We start from the raw sequence: 19,640 nt of genomic DNA on the forward strand, positions 1-19,640 counted from the left end.
CTCGGAGCGGCTCCTACTCGTTCTCGAATCCAGGGAATCACGTGTCCCCATCCCCCTTCCGCACACGCTTGCCAGGGGCGGTCGTACGCCGCTGGCTCGGCCGTGGCGCGCTTGTCGCCTCTCTCTCCGTCCTGCCCCAAGTCGTGGTTCCCACGGGCTACGACTTCACCGCCCAGGCCCAGTCCCAGGCGGCTCGCAAGCAGCTGGAGGACCAGCCCGACGCGAAGATCGACAAGGTGGGCGTGCTCAAGCCCGGCACGTCCAAGGCCCCGAAGGACAAGGCCGCCTCCGCCTCCCGGGAGACCCGTGAGCGGCTGAAGAAAACCGCGTGGCCGAAGGCCGGCCAGGCCGCCGCCGAGGTCGCGGCGACCGGTAAGGCCGCTGTCACCGTCGGTGGGCTCGGCGTCAAGCTGGCCCAGGAGCCCGCCACCCCGGCACCCGGATCGGCCATGAGCAAGACGGCGGCCAAGGCCACCGGTCCGGCCGAAAAGGTGACGCTCAGCGTCCACGCCCAGTCGGCCGCGAAGAAGGCGGGCGTCAACGGCGTCCTGCTCACCGTCGACCCGGCGGGAGCCGCATCCCGAGACTCCGCCGGTGACACCGACAAGCTCCGCGTCTCCCTGGACTACTCGTCCTTCAGCGATGTCTACGGCGGCAACTTCGGCCCCCGTCTGCACCTGGTGACGCTCCCCGCGTGTGCGCTCACCACTCCGCAGAAGGCGTCCTGCCGCACCCAGAGCACGGTGGCGGGCGCGGGCAACGACGCGAAGTCGCAGACCCTAACCGGCACCGTCTCCGCCCGCGCCCTTGCCGCCGGCACCCCGATGCTGCTCGCGGCAGCGGCCGAGAGTTCGGGCGGCGGAGGCGACTACTCCGCCACCTCGCTGTCCCCGACCGCGACCTGGGAGGCCGGCGGCAGCACGGGCGACTTCACCTGGAACTACCCGCTGCGCGTCCCCCCGGCGACCGCCGGCCCGTCCCCGAACCTGTCGATCTCCTACGACTCCGCCTCGGTGGACGGCCGTACGGCAGGCGAGAACAACCAGACCTCGGTGGTCGGCGAAGGCTTCTCGATCACCGAGTCCTACATCGAGCGCAAGTACGGCTCCTGCAAGGACGACGGCCAGTCCGGCAAGGGCGACCTGTGCTGGAAGTACGCCAACGCCACCCTGGTCCTCAACGGCAAGGCGGTGGAGCTGGTCAACGCCTGCGCCGACAAGGCGGCCTGTGACACCGCCGCCCTGTCCGAGGCGTCCGGCGGTTCATGGAAGCTGAAGAACGAGGACGGCACCCGCGTCGAGCATCTGACCGGCGCCACCGGCAACGGCGACAACAACACCGAGTACTGGAAGGTCACGGACGTCTCCGGCACCCAGTACTTCTTCGGCAAGCACCGCATGCCCGGCTGGAGCGACAAGGGCACCACCTCCACCGCCGACGACGACCCGGTCACCAACTCCGTGTGGACCGTCCCGGTCTTCGGCGACGACTCCGGCGAGCCCTGCCACAAGTCCACCGGCTTCGCCGACTCCTTCTGCAACCAGGCCTGGCGCTGGAACCTCGACTACGTCGTGGACACCCACGCCAACGCCTCCACCTACTGGTACACCCCGGAGACGAACTACTACTCCAAGAACGCCGACACCACCGTCAACGGCACCGGCTACACCCGCGGCGGCTACCTCGACCGCATCGACTACGGACTGCGCAGCGACCTGATCCACACCAAGCCCGCCGCCCAGCAGGTCCGCTTCACCTACGCCGAGCGCTGCGTCGTCTCGGGCGGCTGCTCCAGCCTGACCGCAGCCACCAAGGCCAACTGGCCCGACGTGCCCTTCGACATGATCTGCGCGGCCAGTACCAAGTGCACCACCCAGATCGGCCCGTCCTTCTTCACCCGCAAGCGCCTCACCGACGTCACCACCTCGGTGTGGACCGGCACCGGCACCACCCGCCGGGACGTGGACACCTGGCACCTTGAGCAGGACTTCCCCGACACCGGCGACGCCTCCTCGGCGAGCCTGTGGCTGAAGTCCATCCAGAACACCGGCAAGGCCAACACCACCGCGGCCGCCATGCCGCCGGTCGTCTTCGGCGGCATCCAGCTGCCCAACCACGTCGAGGGCAGCGGCCCGGACACCCTGCGCTACATCAAGTGGCGGGTACGCACCATCAAGTCCGAGACCGGCTCCACCCTCACCGCCAACTACTCCGACCCCGACTGCGTCTGGGGCTCGAGCATGCCGGCGGACGTCGACAAGAACACCCGCCGCTGCTTCCCGGTCAAGTGGTCCCAGTCCGGGGCGACTCCGACCACGGACTGGTTCCACAAGTACGTGGTGACGTCCGTCTTCCAGGACGACCCCTACGGCCACGGCGACACCGGCGAGACGTACTACGACTACCAGGGCGGCGCCGGATGGGCCTACGCCGACGACGAGGGCCTGACCAAGACCTCCAACCGCACCTGGTCACAGTGGCGCGGCTACGGCAAGGTCGTCGAGACCTCCGGCGACTCCGAGGGCCCGCGCTCCAAGAAGTCCACCCTCTACATGCGCGGCCTGAACGGCGAGAAGGAACTCGACGGCACCGCCCGCGCCGAGAAGGTCACCGACTCCACCGGCACAGCCATCGACGACTCCCGCCAGTACACCGGCTTCGTCCGCGAGACCATCGTCTACAACGGCACCGAAGAACTCAGCGGCACCATCAACACCCCCTGGTCGTCCAAGACCGGCAGCCACACCTACACCTGGGGCACCACCGACTCCTGGATCGTCCAGGCCGGTGAGACCGCCACCCGCACCAAGACCTCCACCGGCACCCGCACGGTCAAGCAGAAAACCACGTACGACACCACGTACGGCATGCCGATCACCGTGGAGGACAGCGGCGACGCCGCCAAGACCGGCGACGAGTCATGCGTGCGGACCAGCTACGCCCGTAACACCTCGGCCTGGCTGGTGGCCAAGGTCAGTCGCGCCGAGGTGTACTCCGTCTCCTGCGCGGCCACTCCGGTGGTTCCCGGGGACGTCGTGTCCGACGTCACCACGGCCTACGACGGCCAGGCGGTCGGCGTAGCGCCCACCAAGGGCGACGTCACCGCCTCCTACCGGGTGGCAAGCTACGACCCGGTGAACAAGACGCCCGCCTACCAGAAAGTCTCCAGCTCCACATACGACAAACTGGGCCGGCCGCTCACCGAGACCAACGCCCTGAACCGCACGGTCTCGACCACCTATGTCCCCGACGACAACGGCTACGGCCCGCTGACGTCCAAGACCTCCATCGACCCCAAGCTCTACACCTCCACCACTCAGGTGGACCCGGCCTGGGGCACGGCCGCCAAAACCACCGACGCCAACGGCAACGTCACCGAATGGTCCTTCGACGCGCTCGGACGCCTGGTCTCGATCTGGAAGCCGGACCGCTCCCGCAAGCTCGGCGACGCCGCCACCACCGTCTACGCCTACAGCGTCAACAACGACAAGGAGACCTGGGTCCGCACCGACGCCCTCAAGGCCGACGGAAAGACCTACAACAGCTCCTACGAGATCCTCGACGGCCTGCTGCGCTCCCGCCAGAAGCAGGTCCCCGCGCCGAACGGCGGCCGGGTGATCTCCGAAACCCTCTACGACGACCGCGGCCTGGCGTACGTATCCAACAGCCAAGTGCACGACAACAGCGCCCCCTCGGGCAGCCTGGCCAACACCTACCCCGGCTCCGTCCCCGCCTCCACCGAAACGGTCTTCGACGCCGCTGGCCGCGCCACCGAATCGATCTTCCGGGTCTACGACCAGGAGAAATGGCGCACCAAGACCGAATACCAGGGCGACCGCACCGCCGCCACCGCTGCCGTGGGCGGCACCGGCACCCTGAGCATCACTGACGCCCGCGGCAGGATCATCGAGCGCCGCGAGTACGGCGGCCCCGACCCGACCGGCAGTGACTACACCCGCACGCTCTTCGAGCACGACGCCTCCGGCCGGCTGACGAAGATGACGGGCCCGGACAACGCCGTCTGGTCGTACGGCTACGACCTGCGCGGCCGCAAGACCACCTCCACCGACCCCGACAAGGGCACCGTCACCACCGCCTACAACGATGCCGACCAGCCGGTGACCACCACGACGACGCTCGACCAGGTCACCCGTACCGTGATCACTGACTACGACGAGCTCGGCCGCAAGACCGGCACCTGGGACGGGGTGAAGGACAACACCCACCAGTTGACCAAATTCACCTACGACTCTCTCGCCAAGGGACAGGTGACCGCGGCCATCCGGTACGTCGGCGGCACCACCGGCAAGATCTACTCCCAGGCCGTCACCGGCTACGACGCGCTCGGCCGTGCCAAGGGCACCAAGACCGTCCTCGCCGCCACCGACCTGCTGGTCGTCGCAGGCGCGCCGCAGACCTTCACCACCTCCACCGTCTACAACAGGGACGGCACGGTCCAGTCCACCTCGATGCCCGCGGTGGCCGGCCTGCCCGCCGAGACCGTGGCCAACAGCTACAACGACCTCGGCATGCTCACCGGCACCGACGGCATGACCGACTACGTCCAGAACATCGGCTACTCCTCCTACGGTGAGATCGAGGAGACCCGCCTGGGCACCTCCACCGGCGCCAAGCAGCTCCAGATCCTCAACCGCTACGAGGACGGCACCCGCCGGCTGGCCAACACCCACACCGTCGACCAGACCAACACCGGCTACACCAGCGACGTCGACTACGCCTACGACGCCACCGGCAACGTCAAGTCGATCGCCGACAGCGCGGGCGGCAAGGACACCCAGTGCTTCGCCTACGACGGCTACCGCCGTCTGACCGAAGCCTGGACCCCGTCCTCCAACGACTGTGCCACCGCCCGCTCGGCGAGCGCCCTCGGCGGGCCGGCCCCGTACTGGACCAGCTGGACCTACAAGCCCGGCGGCCTGCGCGACACCCAGACCGACCACAAGGCCACCAGTGATGCCGAGACCGACTACGGCTACCCCGTGGTCAATGCCTCCGGCACCGGCCAGCCACACACCCTGACCTCGCTCACCGTCGACGGCAGCACCGCCAAGGCGCTTACGTACGACGAGCAGGGCAACACCACCAAGCGCTACGGCCCCACCGGCATCGCGCAGAGCCTCACCTGGGACATCGAAGGAGAACTCACCCACCTCGCCGAGGGCACCAAGGCCACCGACTATCTCTACGACGCCAATGGCGACCTGCTGATCCGCCGCGGCCCCGACAAGAGCGTCCTCTACCTGGCCGGCCAGGAACTCCACTACGACACCGCGGCCAAGAAGTTCAGCGCCCAGCGCTACTACGCGGCCGGTGACGTCAGCGCCGTCCGCACCGAGACCAGCCTGACCTGGATGGTCGACGATCACCACGGCACCGCCTCGATGACAGTGGACGCCACCACCCAGGCTGTGACCCGCCGCTACACCAAGCCTTTCGGCGAGACTCGCGGAGCGGCACCGTCGGCCTGGCCCGACGACAAGGGTTTCCTCGGCAAACCCGCCGACGCCGACACCGGACTCACCCACATCGGCGCCCGCGAGTACGACCCGGCCACCGGACGCTTCCTCTCCGTCGACCCCGTCCTCGCTCCTGAGGACCACGAGTCCCTCAACGGCTATGCCTACGCCAACAACACCCCCGTCACCAAGTCCGACCCCACCGGCCTACGACCGATCACGGGCTGTGAGCAGGGGTGCAGCGACGGCAAGGGCGGTACCTACCGGGACCACATGACGATGGGCGCCAACGGGACGTGGGTCTACCACTCCACCAAGACCTACGTGACCAAGGTCCCCGGCACGTCGAGCACGTACATCAGCGCGACGGTGCAGACCCGCGGCGGAAAGACGACCTCGGTCAACGTCGCTGTCTTCAAGAAGGGGCCGAACCCTGCGCCGGATCGGAAAGACGGCAAGAAGGGGCCCGACGGTACCGAGACCACAGACCTCTCTGCCGAGGAACTGGTCGCGGTCTGGGCGATGGGCGGACCGACGGAGATCACCCTTCCTCCGGACGGCGAATTCGTCAGACAGCTACGCACGGAGGACCACTTCAGATCATTCACCAGAAAGATACAGGGCCTGATCAAGGACGGAGTGTATCGCACGAACAAGGAGTCGTTCGATAAGTCTCACGCCAAGCGCAGCGATTTCGAAAAGGCATGGGAAGGACTTACTGACTTGACTGGGTTCTTCACTGCGGGAATCTACGGGGCCAGCCCCGCAAGCCTTGCGCTCGGCTCCTACAACCTCGACTACGAACTGCTCGGGGTGTCCTGCCGGCCGGCTCAGACGGATTCAGAGTGGGACAAGGGAGCTCTTGTCGGCCAAGTGCAGGTGGAGGTGTCCAACCGCATGACGGTAGCCTCGGCCACGCGCAGCCTTTCGGACGACGGGTACAAGAACGGAAGCAGCAACCCTGTCATGAAGGCGGGTTCGGACGCCGTCAAGCGGATCTGGCCTGACGGCCAGAGAGACATAGAAGTGAAGATCTCCTGGGTCGAGGAAGTATATGTACCGAATTAAGCGAAGCCGACGGGACCTACTCGCCGTTGCCCTCTTCACTGCCCTCGTGACCGGTGTGTCCGGATGTGGAAGTGAAGAAGAGCTCCCCGTTCCCAAGGAAAGCCAGATCGTCGGTCTGTGGAAAAATCCCGGAGGGGATTGGATCGACTTCAAGAAGGATGGGACGGGTACCATTTCCCCAGGGGCACAACTACAGCTAAACTCACTGGTGAAGGAATCCGAAACCGAAGAATTGTGCATGTTTTCCTGGAGAGTGGACACTGTACCCGCAGGGGGGAGTAAATGGGTTTCCCTGACCTTCAAGGAAGGGCAGTGCGGATCCTCAAAATTGGGGAGTTCCGGCCTCAACTACTACTATGGGGATCCCTCCGGCGAACTACTCCTGGCGAATCCTGTCGATTCCCCGGATCCCGGCGAGGTCTATTCTCTATCGAGCGCGACTTAGACTGCCGCCCCGGCAGGAAAGTCGCAAATCCAGGCCGATAGGCGACCGAGGGGCACCCACCGCCTGCCTCGGACCTCAGATAGGTAGAAGTCCGCCATGCCTCACGGGGTCCCTCCGAAACCGCAGAGGGACCCCGGTTCGGCTCAGCAGCCTGATGGAGGGAACTGATTTCTTCACCAACGGCGTCGCCGGCACCCTCAAGACGCTGAAGTACCCCCAGCCGCGCACCCTCCAGTTCGACCGCAGGGCGGTCGTGAACGGGCGGCCGATGGTGCGGATCACCTCGGAGGAGTTCGCCGGGTGCTGGATTCCGGCCAACCAGGTCACCACCGACGGGCACTGAGCACAGCCGTTCTGGAGGGAGGGGTCGCCGGGCGTCATGCCGGCACCCCCTCCCCGTATGCTCGCGATGCGTAGCCAGACACCGGAAGGCGGAGAAGTGAACTACAGGGTCCAGCCCAGTGCGCAGGTCGACGCGAGTGCCGAGATCGGCGCCGGGAGCAGTGTGTGGGACCTCGCGCAGATCCGGGAAGGCGCGCGGCTCGGCGAGGGCTGTGTGGTCGGGCGTGGCGCGTACGTCGGCTCCGGGGTGCGGATGGGCGACAACTGCAAGCTGCAGAACTACGCGCTCGTCTACGAGCCGGCCGAGCTCGGTGACGGTGTCTTCATCGGCCCCGCCGTGGTCCTCACCAACGACCACAACCCGCGTTCCGTGGACCCCGAGGGCAAGCAGAAGCGCGGCGGCGACTGGGAGGCCGTCGGCGTGAAGATCTCCGACGGGGCGTCCATCGGGGCCCGCTCGGTGTGCGTCGCGCCGATCACCATCGGCCGCTGGGCGATGGTCGCCGCGGGCGCCGTCGTCACCAAGGACGTGCCCGACTTCGCGCTGGTCGTGGGCGTGCCGGCCCGTCGGGTCGGCTGGGTCGGACACGTCGGCGTGCGGCTGGTCGAACGCGACGGCGAGCCGGGGGTGTGGGAGTGCCCGCAGACCGGTTCCCGGTACGAGGAGAAGGACGGGGTGCTCACCGAGCGCGCCGTGTGACAGTCGGGTGACAGCCGCGTGGCAGCCCTTACGGAGCTGTCCGGGTTGACCCTTTTTCTACACGTGCAGGCACAAGGTTCACGGAATCGTTACCCGAGCGAGTCGAAGCCCGAAAGCCGTGTGCTGACCACGGCATGGACACGACGCGCTCGCCCCAGGGCAACCCCGCGCGGACCTGGTGCGTCCAACGCTCTGCCTACCATTTCCTTGTCCGTTCTTTTCCCGTAGTCGACGCAGTCACCGCAGCCGTCTTACCCAGCAGGCCCAGTCCCAGCACCAGCAGCCCGCCGCCCCCAGAAGAAGAGTGCTCTGTGAAAGTCATCAGCATCGTCGGTGCCCGTCCTCAGTTGGTGAAGCTCGCGCCCATCGCGGCGGCCTTCGCCGAGACCGAGCACGAGCACGTCATCGTGCACACCGGGCAGCACTACGACGCCGACCTCTCCGACGTCTTCTTCTCGGGACTCGGCATCCCCGACCCCGACGTCCACCTGGGCGTCGGCTCCGGCAGCCACGGCGTGCAGACCGGCGCCGTCCTCTCCGCGCTCGACCCGGTCCTCGAGCGTGAGCAGCCCGACTGGGTGCTCGTCTACGGCGACACCAACTCCACGATCGCCGGCGCGCTGTCCGCGGTGAAGATGCACCTGCCGGTGGCGCACCTGGAGGCGGGCCTGCGCTCCTTCAACCGGCGGATGCCGGAGGAGCACAACCGCGTCCTCACCGACCACAGCGCCGACCTGCTGCTCGCGCCCACCGAGGAGGCCGTGCGCCACCTCGCGAGCGAGGGCCTCGCCGACCGCACCCGGCTGGCCGGCGACGTGATGGTCGACATCTGCCTGCGCATCCGCGACCAGGTCCGCGCCGGCGAGTTCGCCGCGCCGGAGCTGCCCGAGGGCATCGACCCGGCGAAGCCCTTCCTGCTGGCGACCCTGCACCGCCCGGACAACACCGACGACCCCGAGCGGCTCGCCGCGATCGTCGGCTCGCTCGCCAAGCTGCCGGTGCCGGTGGCCCTCGCCGCCCACCCGCGGCTGGTCGCCCGCGCCCAGGAGCACGGCATCGACCTGGCCCAGGGCAACCTGCACGTCTGCCGCCCGCTGCCGTACGCGAGCCTGGTCGCCGCCGTGCTGGCCTCGGTCGGCGTGGTGACGGACTCCGGCGGTCTGCAGAAGGAGGCGTTCCTGCTGGAGCGCATCTGCACCACCATCCGCCCGGAGACGGAGTGGGTGGAAACCGTTCACACCGGTTGGAACGTCCTCGTACCCGACCCGCACACGCTGTCGCCCCAGGAGTGGGCCGAGACCGTGACCCGTGCCGTGCCGACCGACGACCCCGGCACGCCGTACGGCGACGGCCGCGCGGCGCACAACGTCGTCCGTCTCATGGAGGAATGGAAGGGGGGCAGCCGGCCCGCCTGACATGAGCACCGGAACCGGGGCCCTCGGCGGCCGCCTGCGGGCGGTCGCGCAGAGCCACGGTCCGCGCATGTCAGCGTGCTAGCGTCAACCGCTATGTCATCGTCTCCCCCGTCCGGGCCGCCTGCGGAAGGCAAGCGACCGCACGTCATCTACCTCGCCATCGGCTTCCCGCCCGCCGCCAAGAGCTCCACGTACCGGATGCGCGAGACCGCCAACCAGTTCGTGAAGGCCGGCTGGGACGTCACGGTCGTCAACATCGCCCGGGAGTCCTGGGAACTCGACTCGGGCATCGACCTCTCCCTGCTGGAGCAGGTCGACCCCCAGGTCAAGATCGTCGAGCTGCCGCTCGCCCGCGAGGACCTCGAGACGGACATCCGCCTCTTCGACGAGGCGCGTGCCCTGGATCCCAACGGCTGGGTCGCCAAGCTGCGCCGCCGCCACACCGAGACGTTCCCGGAGCCGAACTTCGGCGAGTGGCGCGACGACCTGGAGCAGGCCGTGCTGCGCATCCACCGGGAGCACCCGGCGGACCTGCTGCTCGCCAGCTGCGTGCCCTACGTGAACCTCGCCGCGGCCTGGAAGCTGTGGGAGGAGGCGAAGGTGCCGTACGCGGTGGACTTCCGCGACGGCTGGTCCATCGATGTCATCGACGGCGTCGAGGCCTTCGCCCGCGACTCCTCCGAGGGTCGCTGGGAGCAGAAGATCCTCGACAACGCGGCCTCCCTGTGGGTCGTCAACGACCCCATCGCCGAGCACTACCGCAAGCGCTACCCGCAGTTCGCGAGCCGGGTGCACGTGGTGCGCAACGGGTACGACGCGGACAGCTCGCCGGGCCGGGCGCACAACCCGGACCCCGAGGCAGGGCTGGTCTTCGGCTACCTCGGCACGGTCAACTTCACCGTCCCGCACCTGGAGACGGTGCTGAACGCCTGGCGGGCCGCCCGTGCGAAGGAGCCGCTGCTGGCGAACGCGCGCTTCGAGCTGCGCGGCCACCTCGGCAACGGCGCCACCCGCGGTGCGAACCGGCACGCCGAGGTCTTCAAGGAGGCCGAGGCCGACGGCGTCGTCTTCGGCGGTCCCGCCGCGAAGGCCGAGGTCTCCTCGATCTACGCGAGCTGGGACGCCATGGTGCTGATCCTCATCGGCGGCCGGTTCGTCACCTCGGGCAAGGTGTACGAGTACATGGCGACCGGCCTGCCCATCGTGTCGGCGCACGCCGCCGAGCACGACGCCTCCAACGTGCTGCGGGGCCACCCGCTGTGGACGGGCGCCCCCGGCATCGACGAGGCGGGCCTGACCGAGTCGTTCATCAAGGCCGCCCACATGGCGGTGGAGACGACCGACGAGGAGCACGCCGAGGCGATGGCCCACGCCGACCAGTTCACTCGTGAGGCGCTGATGTCCGTCGCCGTCAAGAACCTTGTCGAGGAGCTCGCCAAGTGACCGAAGTCCTGCTCGTGGCGTACGTCCGGCCGCAGCTCGGCGTCCTCGCCGACGCGGTACGCAAGTTCAACGCCCAGGGCGCGCGCGTGCATCTGGCGGGCATGTTCGACCTGGAGGCCGAGGGCCTCCCCGAGGAACTCGCCAAGGTCGGGCTGGCCAGTGCGCACCAACTGCCGCGCACCCTCAAGCACCGCAGCCAGGCGGTCCGCCGCCGGCTCGGCAAGGCCCCGCGCGGCCTGCGCAACTGGACGCAGATCAAGGGCGACTCCTGGCTGCGCTCCCACGGCCGCAAGGCCGACGTGCTCGTCGCCCTGGACGTGGCCACCGTGTACACGGTGTGGCGGCTCGCCGAGTACAACCGCTCCGCCCCGGCCAGGTTCGGGCTCGCGCCCGCGCTGAAGGCCGTCGAGGAGCTGAAGGCGCAGGGCGGCGTCACAGTCCGCCGATCCTCCGTCCTGCCGCCGCTGCACGCGATCACCCGTGACGTGAAGCGCAGCGTCGACCGTCTGCCCGCCCAACTGGTGCGGACGGCGACCCCGCGGCCCCTGATGCGGTCCGGCGTCGGCGCCCGGCTGTGGCGCTCGGCGGTGACCGCGCCCGGCATGCCCATAAGGGTGCGCGCCGCGACCTCGCGGTACGTCGCCGAGGGCATGCAGTGGGCGGGCCGCACCAGCGGTGCCGCGCTCACCCTCGCGGACGCCGCCACGAAGATCCCCGATCCCCAACTGCGGGCGGACCTCTACTACGAGGGCGTCATGCAGGAGCTGAAGAAGGGCATCAGCCCCCGGCATCTCGGCAAGGCGGTCGAGGCGCAGCTCGCCAACGCCGACGCGCTCTACGCCCGGGGCAAGAGCGACGACTCGGCCGAGGCGATCAACCGCGCCCTGTTCCTGCACTTCCACCGGGTGCTGCACATCGACCAGCTGTCGTCGCCGCTGGCCAAGGACGCCGAGGGCTTCGTGGCCCCGCTGCACCGCTCCAAGGCGTTCCAGGCGCTGAGCCGCCCCCGCGGCCGCAAGATGCCCGCCGCGCCCGCCCCCACCGACCGCCCGCTGCGGCTGCTGGTGACGACGAGCGCCAACGACAACTTCCTGCACCTGGTCAAGGAGCACTTCGCCGACTACCCCGGCGTCGAGCTGCGCTACCTCGACCTGGACTCGAACAAGCACCTGAAGCGGATCTCCTGGGCGGCCCCGCGCATGGTCAAGGACCGCCTGGCGGACGGCACGAGCGACTACCAGGAAGAGGTGGAGCGCCTGATGCGCCCCTACCTCGACTGGGCCGACACCGTCTTCCTGGAGTGGGCCGCGGGTCCGGCCGGCATGCTCACCGCGATCGACCCGGGCGACACCCGGATCGTGGTGCGCCTGCACAGCTACGAGGCGTTCACGCGCTGGCCGCACATGACGGACTTCTCCCGGGTCGACGACCTCGTGTTCGTCGCCCCGCACGTGAAGGACCTGAGCGCCTCGCTGGTGCCGACGCTGCGCGGCGAGCAGGCGCCGCGGTTCCACCTCATCGACAACGCCATGGACCTGTCGGGCTTCAACCGGGCGAAGCCGGCCGAGGCCCGCTTCAACCTCGGTCTGGTCGGCATCAGCCAGGTCGCGAAGGACCCCAAGTGGGCCCTGGACGTCCTGGAGCGGGTCCGCAAGCACGACGACCGCTACCGGCTGCTCCTGGTCGGCGGCGACATGGACCCGAAGACCAGCCAGGCCACCCGCCAGTACCTGAACGAGTTCGAGGAACTGCTGGCCCCGCTGGAGGAGTCCGGCGCGGTGGTCCGGCTCGGCGCGACGGACGACGTCCCGTCCAAGCTCGTCGAGTTCGGTACGATCCTCAGCTCCTCGGTGCGCGAGGGCTGCCACGTCGGTCTGATGGAGGGCGCGGCCAGCGGCGCCGTCCCCGTCGTCCGCGACTGGCCGTTCTACGCGGGCAAGCCCAACAGCGCCCGCACCCTCTACCCCGAGGACTGGGTCGTGGGCTCCCCCGCCGAGGCGGCCGAGCGGATCCTCAAGGTCACGGCCACGGAGGAGTCCTGGCGGGGCGCGGGCAAGCTCGCCACCGAGCACGCGCTGACGGTGTGGGACTGGCCCGTGGTGCAGAAGCACTTCGAGAAGCTGATCCTCGACGAGAACTAGCCGCACCTGCACCACTGAGTGAGGGCCCCCGGGACACGTTCCCGGGGGCCCTCACTCATCTGTGCACGTGTGGCTCAGGGGTGCCGCAGCCGCCACCCCGCCCACGCGGACTCCACCATCTCCCGCACCCCGCGCCGGGCGCTCCAGCCGAGTTCCTCGCGGATGAGGTCGGCGGAGGCCACGACCCGGGCCGGGTCGCCCGGGCGGCGGCCGGTCACGTCGGGCGCGGCGTCCGCGCGGCCGGTGACGTCCTGGATGACGTCGATCATCTCGGCCACCGAAACGCCCTCGCCGCGGCCGATGTTGAGGACCAGCCTGGCCTCCGGGTCGGCGGCCAGCCGGCGGACGGCGGCGACGTGCGCGGACGCGATGTCCTCGACGTGGATGTAGTCGCGCACGCAGGTGCCGTCGGGCGTCGCGTAGTCGGCGCCGAAGATCCGCGGCGCCTCACCCGCCTCCAGGCGCTCGAAGACCATCGGGACGAGGTTGAAGACGCCGTCGTCGCCCAGCTCGGGCGTGGCCGCGCCCGCCACGTTGAAGTAGCGCAGCGAGGCCGTCGCCAGCCCGTGCCGGGCGCCGGCCGCCGCCACCAGCCACTCGCCGGCGAGCTTGGTCTCGCCGTAGGGGTTGATCGGCGCGCACGGCGTCTTCTCGGTGACGAGGTCGACGTCCGGCATGCCGTACACGGCGGCGGACGAGGAGAACAGGAACCGGCCGACCCCCGCGGCGACGGCCGCGTCGAGCAGGACCCGCATGCCCTCGACGTTCTCGCGGTAGTAGTACAGCGGCCGGTCCACGGACTCGGCCACCTGCTTCTTGCCCGCGATGTGCACGATGCCGCTCACGCCGTGCTCGCGCAGCACCCGCGCGACGACGTCGCCGTCGAGCACCGTGCCGACCTCCAGGACGACGCCGTCCGGGAGCCGCTCGGCGCGGCCTGTGCTCAGGTCGTCGAGGACGACGACCCGCTCACCGGCGTCCGTCATCGCCTTCACCACATGCGAGCCGATGAAACCGGCACCGCCCGTGATCAGCCAGGTCATGGGAAACCTTTCTGCACCAGGGCCCCGCACCCGGTCACGGGGCGGGGCCACGGGGTTGTTCGCGTACGAGTGCCTCAGCCGCCGATGACGACCCGGCGGACGCCCTTCCAGGCCTCCGGGTCCGTCGTACGGCGACCGTCGACGAGGACGGTGACGTCGGGCAGGTCGGCCGGGGTCAGCGTGCGGTACTCGGCGTGGTCGGCCTGCAGGACCGCCGCGGTGACCTTCTCGCCCGCGTGCGGGGCCAGGCCGTGGGCGGTGAGCTCCTCGTCCGTGTACATCGGGTCCGAGACGAACGGGACCGCGCCGCGCGCCTTGAGGGCCTCGACGGTCGGGAAGACGCCCGAGAAGGCCGTCTCCTTCACGCCGCCGCGGTAGGCGGCGCCCAGCACGAGGACGTTCACGCCGGTCAGGTCGCCGTAGGCGGCGGCCAGCAGGTCGACGGCGTACTCGGGCATCGCGGCGTTCGCCTCACGGGCGGAGCGCACGACGGTGGCCGCCGGGTCGTTCCACAGGTACATCCGCGGGTAGATCGGGATGCAGTGGCCGCCGACGGCGATGCCCGGCTGGTGGATGTGGCTGTAGGGCTGCGAGTTGCAGGCCTCGATGACCTTCTTGACGTCGATGCCGTTGCTGTCGGCGAACCGCGCGAACTGGTTCGCCAGGCCGATGTTGACGTCCCGGTAGGTCGTCTCGGCGAGCTTGGCGAGCTCGGAGGCCTCGGCGGTGCCCAGGTCCCAGACGCCGTTGGCCTGCGGCAGGTCGGCGCGCTCGTCGAAGTCGAGGACAGCCTCGTAGAACTCCACGCCGCGGGCGGCGGACGCCTCGTCGACGCCGCCGACCAGCTTGGGGTAGCGGCGCAGGTCGGCGAAGACCCGGCCGGTGAGGACGCGCTCCGGGGAGAACACCAGGTGGAAGTCCTCGCCCGCGGTCAGGCCCGAGCCCTCGGCCAGCATCGGCGCCCAGCGGGTGCGGGTGGTGCCGACCGGCAGGGTCGTCTCGTACGAGACGAGGGTGCCGGGCTTGAGGCCCTGGGCGATCGCCTTCGTCGCGGAGTCCATCCAGCCGAAGTCCGGGGTGCCCTCGGCGTCCACGAACAGCGGGACGACCACGACGACGGCCTCGGACGCGGCGACCGCCGACGCGGTGTCCGTGGTCGCGCTGAGCAGCCCGGCGTCGACGGCCTGCTTCAGCTTGACGTCGAGGTCGTGCTCGCCGGGGAACGGCTCGACGCCGGCGTTGACCAGCTCGACGACCTTCTCGTTGACGTCCGCGCCGATGACCCGGTGGCCCTTGGAGGCGAACTGCACGGCCAAGGGCAGGCCGATCTTGCCGAGTGCTACTACACAGATGTTCATGGAGGGTCGCTACTTCCTTTTGGAACCGGTCGGCTTCTTGAGACCGGCGGACTTCAACTTCCTTACACCGACCGCCCGCGCGCGGACGGCCAGGGACTTCAGCTTCCGGAAGGGAGCTGCCACCGCCCGGAGGACCAGGGCCCTCTTCGGCGGATACATCCGGGCCGTGTCGATCACGACACGCCCCTTGTCGTTCACGATGGCCGACGCCCGGTAGGGGTCCCCCTCCCGGCCCCACCGGCGGGCCAGCGGCATGGGCAGGTCCGTGCCCCGCACGGGCACCTCGTACGTGGCGCCGGCCACGTCCAGGTATACCCGCACCCCCCGCTTCGCGGTGACGTACTCCAGCGGAACCCGGGCGTGCAGCACCGTCGAGGCGCCGTCCGCACCGGGCTCCCGCCGTATCTCGCCCACCGGCGCGGGCAGGGCGTGGTCCGCCTTCAGCCTGCGCGCGCCGGGCTTGTCCGCCGACTTGGGCATGGCCTTGCCGGCCAGCCGCAGCACCGCGCCGTCGATGTCGCCGAGGACCGGCACCCGCACGGACACCGTGTAGGTGAGCGCCTCGCCCTGCTGCTCCCAGTCGGAGGCGAGCAGCAGGGTGCCCTGGGCCAGCGGGGCGGCGACCGACTCGCCGAACACCTCGTAGACCCGGTCGGACAGGCCGATGCGCGGGTCGCGGAAGCCGGGGTAGCGGGCGTGGGCCCGGCCGCCCTCGACGACGAACGGGGTCGCCCCGTCCGCCTGCGCCGACTCCGCCGAGATCGCCTCGACGAGTTCGTCGATCGCGCCGGCCTGCGCCAGCGCGATGCGCACCCGGCGCTTGACGTCCATCGCGTCACGGATGCCGTCGGTGAAGTAGGCGTCGGCGAGCCGCGCGACGCCCGCGCAGATCTGCCGCTGCAACTCCCGCTCCAGGCCCGGGAAGTCGTCTTGGACGAGCTTGGCGAGCTCCCAGGTGAAGTGCCGGCGCAGCACGTGGTCGCGCTCGGGGCCCGCGTCGATGAGACCGGCCGTGAAGTCCATGATCTCGGCCGTGGCGCGCAGCCGCGCCAGGTGGTCGGCGCGGTAGGTGATGTTGCTGGCGTCGCCGCGCTTGACCGCGTAGTAGCAGGTGTAGTCGGCCACCACCGAGATCTTCTTCGCGCGCACGCACGCCTCGATGGTGAACGGCTGGTCGCTGCCCACGGGCAGGTGCTCGGGGAAGCGCAGCTTGTACTTCTCGACCAGGTCCCGGCGGAACAGCTTGGTGTTGGCCAGCGTGAAGGGCAGCGCGGAGTCGTAGAGGCTGACGTCCCGGTCGTTCTCCTTGTACAGCGCCTGGTGCACGTAGCGGCCGTTGGTACCGACCATCTTGCCGACGACGACGTCCGAGCCGTGCTTGTCGGCGACCGTCACCATGCGCTCCAGGGCTTCCTCGCCGAGGTGGTCGTCGGCGCCGATGAAGTACACGTAGCGGCCGGTGGCGGCCTCCAGCGCCCGGTTGCTGGGCGCGGCCGGGCCGCCGGAGTTCGGCTGGTGGATCACCTTGACGGTGTCCGGGTACAGCGCGGCGAAGCGGTCCAGTTCGCGGCCGCTGTCGTCGGTGGAGCCGTCGTCGACGGCGACGATCTCCAGCCGCTCACGGCCGATGCTCTGCCCGACCAGCGAGTTCAGGCACTCCGTCAGGTACGGCATCGTGTTGTACACGGCGACGACGACGCTGACGTCAGGCGCAGCACACATTCTCCGGCTCCTGGTCTCCGACAGCCGACGGCCGGCTGGGTCCTGCGGGGAAAGTCTCACAGAACATAGGAGTCCCGCCGAGCACGCACCGTTCCCCCGATGTGTGATGCTCAGCTGCCATGTGCGGCCAGGTCCTCCGGCTGAAGGGACACACTGCGACCGGTCGTCGCCGACTCGAGCACCGCGGCCGCCACCTCGACGGTACGCATCCCCTGGCGCAGGGTACAGATGTCGGCGGCCTTGCCGAGCACCGCGTCCCGGAACAGCTCGTGCTCGACCTGGAGCGGCTCGCGCTTCGGGATGGCGTAGCGGATCATGTCGCCCTCGGACACACCGCGGAACGCCTGAAGGGCCTCCCACTCGGTGGTCACGGCGGCGTTGGAGTGGAACGTGAGGTCGGCGGTGAGGGTGTCGGCGATGAAGCAGCCGCGCTCACCGGTGACCGAGGTGAACCGCTCCTTGAGCGGGCTCAGCCAGTTCACCAGGTGGTTGACCATGGTGCCGTCGTCGAGCCGGCCCACCGCGGAGACCATGTCCTCGTGCGCCCGGCCGCTCTTGGAGACGGTGTGCGCCGCGATCGACAGGTACTGGCGGCCGGTGACCCAGCCGGTGAGGTCGATGTCGTGCGTCGCGAGGTCCTTGACCACGCCGACGTCCGCGATGCGGTGCGGGAACGGGCCCTGGCGGCGGGTGACGACCTGGTAGACGTCACCGAGCTCGCCGGCCTCCAGCCGGGTGCGCAGCGACATCAGCGCCGGGTTGCAGCGCTCGATGTGACCGACGCCGGCCACCAGCCCCCGCGACTCGAACGCCTCGACGAGACGGCGGGCGCCGTCCACGGTCTCCGCGACCGGCTTCTCGATCAGCGCGCAGACGCCGGCCCCGGCGAGCGCCAGACCGACCTCCTCGTGCAGGTGCGTGGGGCAGGCCACGACGGCGTAGTCCACGCCGAGGGCGATGAGCTCCTCGACGGTGTCCAGGATCGGCGCGCCCTGGGCTGCGCCGAACTTGTCGCCCATCGGGTCGACGACGGCGACGAGGTCGACGCCGTCCAGACCGGACAGGACACGGGCGTGGTGACGCCCCATGGAACCGAGGCCGACGAGTCCCGCCCGCAGCGACTTCCCGGTGCTCACAGCTGCTCCCCCAGAGCATTGACGGCGGTGACGATGCGCTCCAGGTCCTGCGTGGACAGGGCCGGGTGCACGGGCAGCGACACGACCTCGGCGGCCGCGCGCTCCGTCTCGGGCAGGTCCCAGGTGCGACCGGCCTTCTGGTCCGGCTCCCAGTACGGCTTCAGCCGGTGGATGGGCGTCGGGTAGTACACGGCGTTGCCGATGCCGGCCTCGGTGAGCTTGGCCATGGCGGCGTCCCGGTCGCCCTGGATGCGCACCGTGTACTGGTGGTAGATGTGCCGGGCGCCCTCGGCGACCTTCGGCGTGAGCACGTTCGGCGCGGTGATGTGCTCGGTGAGGTACGCGGCGTTGGCGATGCGCTGCTCGGTCCAGCCGTCCAGCTTGCGGCGCTGCACGCGGCCGATGGCGGCGGACACGTCCGTCATGCGCACGTTGACGCCGACGATCTCGTTGGCGTAGCGCTTCTCCATGCCCTGGTTGCGCAGCAGGCGCAGGGTGCGGGCGGTCTCCGCGTCGCCGGTGGAGATCATGCCGCCCTCGAGGCTGTGCATGTTCTTCGTCGGGTAGAAGCTGAAGGTTCCCGCCGCGCCGAAGGCGCCGACCGGAGTGCCGTGCAGCGCGGCCGCGTGGGCCTGGCAGGCGTCCTCGACGACGGCGAGCCCGTGCCGGCCGGCGATCTCCATGATCTTGTCCATGGCGGCCGGGTGGCCGTACAGGTGCACCGGCATGATCGCGGCGGTGCGCGGCGACAGGGCCGCCTCGACGGCGGCCGGGTCCAGGCAGAACGTCTCCGGGTCGATGTCGACGAAGACCACGTCGGCGCCGACCAGCCGCACCGCGTTGGCGGAGGCGGCGAAGGAGAACGACGGCACGATGACCTCGTCGCCCGGGCCGAGACCGAGGGCGAGGAGCGACAGGTGCAGCGCGGAGGTGCCGGAGTTGACCGCGACGCAGTGGCGTCCGTCGACCAGCTCCGAGAACTCCTCCTCGAAGGCTGCCACCTCGGGACCCTGGACGACCATGCCACTGCGCAGCACGCGCACCGCGGCGTCGATCTCCTCCTCGCCGATCACGGGTTTGGCTGCCGGAATGAACACATGGGCGTCGGTCATCGACATCCCCTCCTCTACGGCGACCTCGAAGGCGCACCACGTCATACATGGCCGGGAAGGCACCGTGTCGATGCTCAGCACGGCCGCATCCCCGTTGTCCGCCGGCGCCGGTGGGCGGGCGGACGGCTTGTACACAGGACCCCGCCCCGTGAGGGTTCCTTGCGGGAAGTCAGCCGTGTCCGGCTGCAAGACCGGATGTGCTCATCGGCTGCGGTCACGGTGTGCATGCCTTTGGCCA

General features: G+C 69.6%; 12 protein-coding genes. 7 read left to right on the forward strand and 5 right to left on the reverse strand.

From position 1 onward, the window contains the following. Positions 1 to 986: 986 nt before the first annotated feature. The 7 genes from OG352_RS14755 to OG352_RS14785 all read left to right on the forward strand — a co-directional run bounded on the left by OG352_RS14755 (position 987) and on the right by OG352_RS14785 (position 13,031). Positions 987 to 6,545, forward strand: coding sequence for an RHS repeat domain-containing protein (locus tag OG352_RS14755; protein WP_329223830.1), 5,559 nt, complete (start codon positions 987 to 989; stop codon positions 6,543 to 6,545). A 46-nt stretch (positions 6,546 to 6,591) separates the two neighbouring features. Continuing rightward, on the forward strand, positions 6,592 to 6,990 hold the full coding sequence (locus OG352_RS14760; protein ID WP_329217304.1) for a hypothetical protein: 399 nt from the start codon (positions 6,592 to 6,594) through the stop codon (positions 6,988 to 6,990). Between the two features lie 154 nt (positions 6,991 to 7,144). Further along, on the forward strand, positions 7,145 to 7,333 hold the full coding sequence (locus tag OG352_RS14765) for a hypothetical protein (RefSeq protein ID WP_329217307.1): 189 nt from the start codon (positions 7,145 to 7,147) through the stop codon (positions 7,331 to 7,333). Positions 7,334 to 7,429: 96 nt separating this feature from the next. Beyond that, positions 7,430 to 8,032, forward strand: coding sequence for an acyltransferase (locus OG352_RS14770; protein ID WP_329217309.1), 603 nt, complete (start codon positions 7,430 to 7,432; stop codon positions 8,030 to 8,032). Between the two features lie 311 nt (positions 8,033 to 8,343). After that, entirely contained in the window at positions 8,344 to 9,447 is a 1,104-nt protein-coding gene (gene wecB / locus OG352_RS14775; RefSeq protein ID WP_329217311.1) for a non-hydrolyzing UDP-N-acetylglucosamine 2-epimerase, read from the forward strand. A gap of 198 nt (positions 9,448 to 9,645) precedes the next feature. Next, a complete protein-coding gene (locus OG352_RS14780; RefSeq protein ID WP_329223831.1) occupies positions 9,646 to 10,890 on the forward strand; it encodes a glycosyltransferase in 1,245 nt (414 codons plus the stop codon). Further along, positions 10,887 to 13,031: a glycosyltransferase family 1 protein gene (locus OG352_RS14785; RefSeq protein ID WP_329217313.1), complete on the forward strand. Its 2,145-nt coding sequence runs from the start codon at positions 10,887 to 10,889 to the stop codon at positions 13,029 to 13,031. Before OG352_RS14780 ends, OG352_RS14785 begins: the two co-directional genes overlap by 4 nt. Before the next feature lie 74 nt (positions 13,032 to 13,105). Here the strand turns inward: OG352_RS14785 and galE are convergent, their stop codons facing one another. From galE to OG352_RS14810, 5 genes are all read right to left on the reverse strand, one after another. Then, entirely contained in the window at positions 13,106 to 14,074 is a 969-nt protein-coding gene (galE, locus tag OG352_RS14790) for a UDP-glucose 4-epimerase GalE (protein WP_329217316.1), read from the reverse strand. Between the two features lie 74 nt (positions 14,075 to 14,148). After that, entirely contained in the window at positions 14,149 to 15,432 is a 1,284-nt protein-coding gene (locus OG352_RS14795; RefSeq protein WP_329217318.1) for a nucleotide sugar dehydrogenase, read from the reverse strand. A gap of 9 nt (positions 15,433 to 15,441) precedes the next feature. Next, positions 15,442 to 17,154 (reverse strand): glycosyltransferase family 2 protein, encoded by a 1,713-nt coding sequence (locus OG352_RS14800; RefSeq protein ID WP_329217320.1) that lies wholly within the window; start codon positions 17,152 to 17,154, stop codon positions 15,442 to 15,444. Positions 17,155 to 17,264: 110 nt separating this feature from the next. Continuing rightward, positions 17,265 to 18,290, reverse strand: a complete 1,026-nt coding sequence (locus tag OG352_RS14805; protein WP_329217322.1) for a Gfo/Idh/MocA family protein — start codon at positions 18,288 to 18,290, stop codon at positions 17,265 to 17,267. Next, a complete protein-coding gene (locus OG352_RS14810; RefSeq protein ID WP_329217324.1) occupies positions 18,287 to 19,402 on the reverse strand; it encodes a DegT/DnrJ/EryC1/StrS family aminotransferase in 1,116 nt (371 codons plus the stop codon). The genes OG352_RS14805 and OG352_RS14810 overlap by 4 nt, the downstream gene beginning before the upstream one ends. Between the last annotated feature and the right edge of the window lie 238 nt (positions 19,403 to 19,640).

Origin of the sequence: Streptomyces sp. NBC_01485, from assembly GCF_036227125.1 — a bacterium.
Classification (GTDB): Bacteria; Actinomycetota; Actinomycetes; order Streptomycetales; family Streptomycetaceae; genus Streptomyces.

Bases quoted from the DNA above. Each gene is read 5' to 3' on its own strand.
- OG352_RS14765 (WP_329217307.1), top strand. From the start codon at position 7,145: ATGGAGGGAACTGATTTCTTCACCAACGGCGTCGCCGGCACCCTCAAG.
- OG352_RS14780 (WP_329223831.1), top strand. From the start codon at position 9,646: ATGCGCGAGACCGCCAACCAGTTCGTGAAGGCCGGCTGGGACGTCACG.
- galE (WP_329217316.1), bottom strand. From the start codon at position 14,074: ATGACCTGGCTGATCACGGGCGGTGCCGGTTTCATCGGCTCGCATGTG.
- OG352_RS14795 (WP_329217318.1), bottom strand. From the start codon at position 15,432: ATGAACATCTGTGTAGTAGCACTCGGCAAGATCGGCCTGCCCTTGGCC.
- OG352_RS14800 (WP_329217320.1), bottom strand. From the start codon at position 17,154: ATGTGTGCTGCGCCTGACGTCAGCGTCGTCGTCGCCGTGTACAACACG.
- OG352_RS14810 (WP_329217324.1), bottom strand. From the start codon at position 19,402: ATGACCGACGCCCATGTGTTCATTCCGGCAGCCAAACCCGTGATCGGC.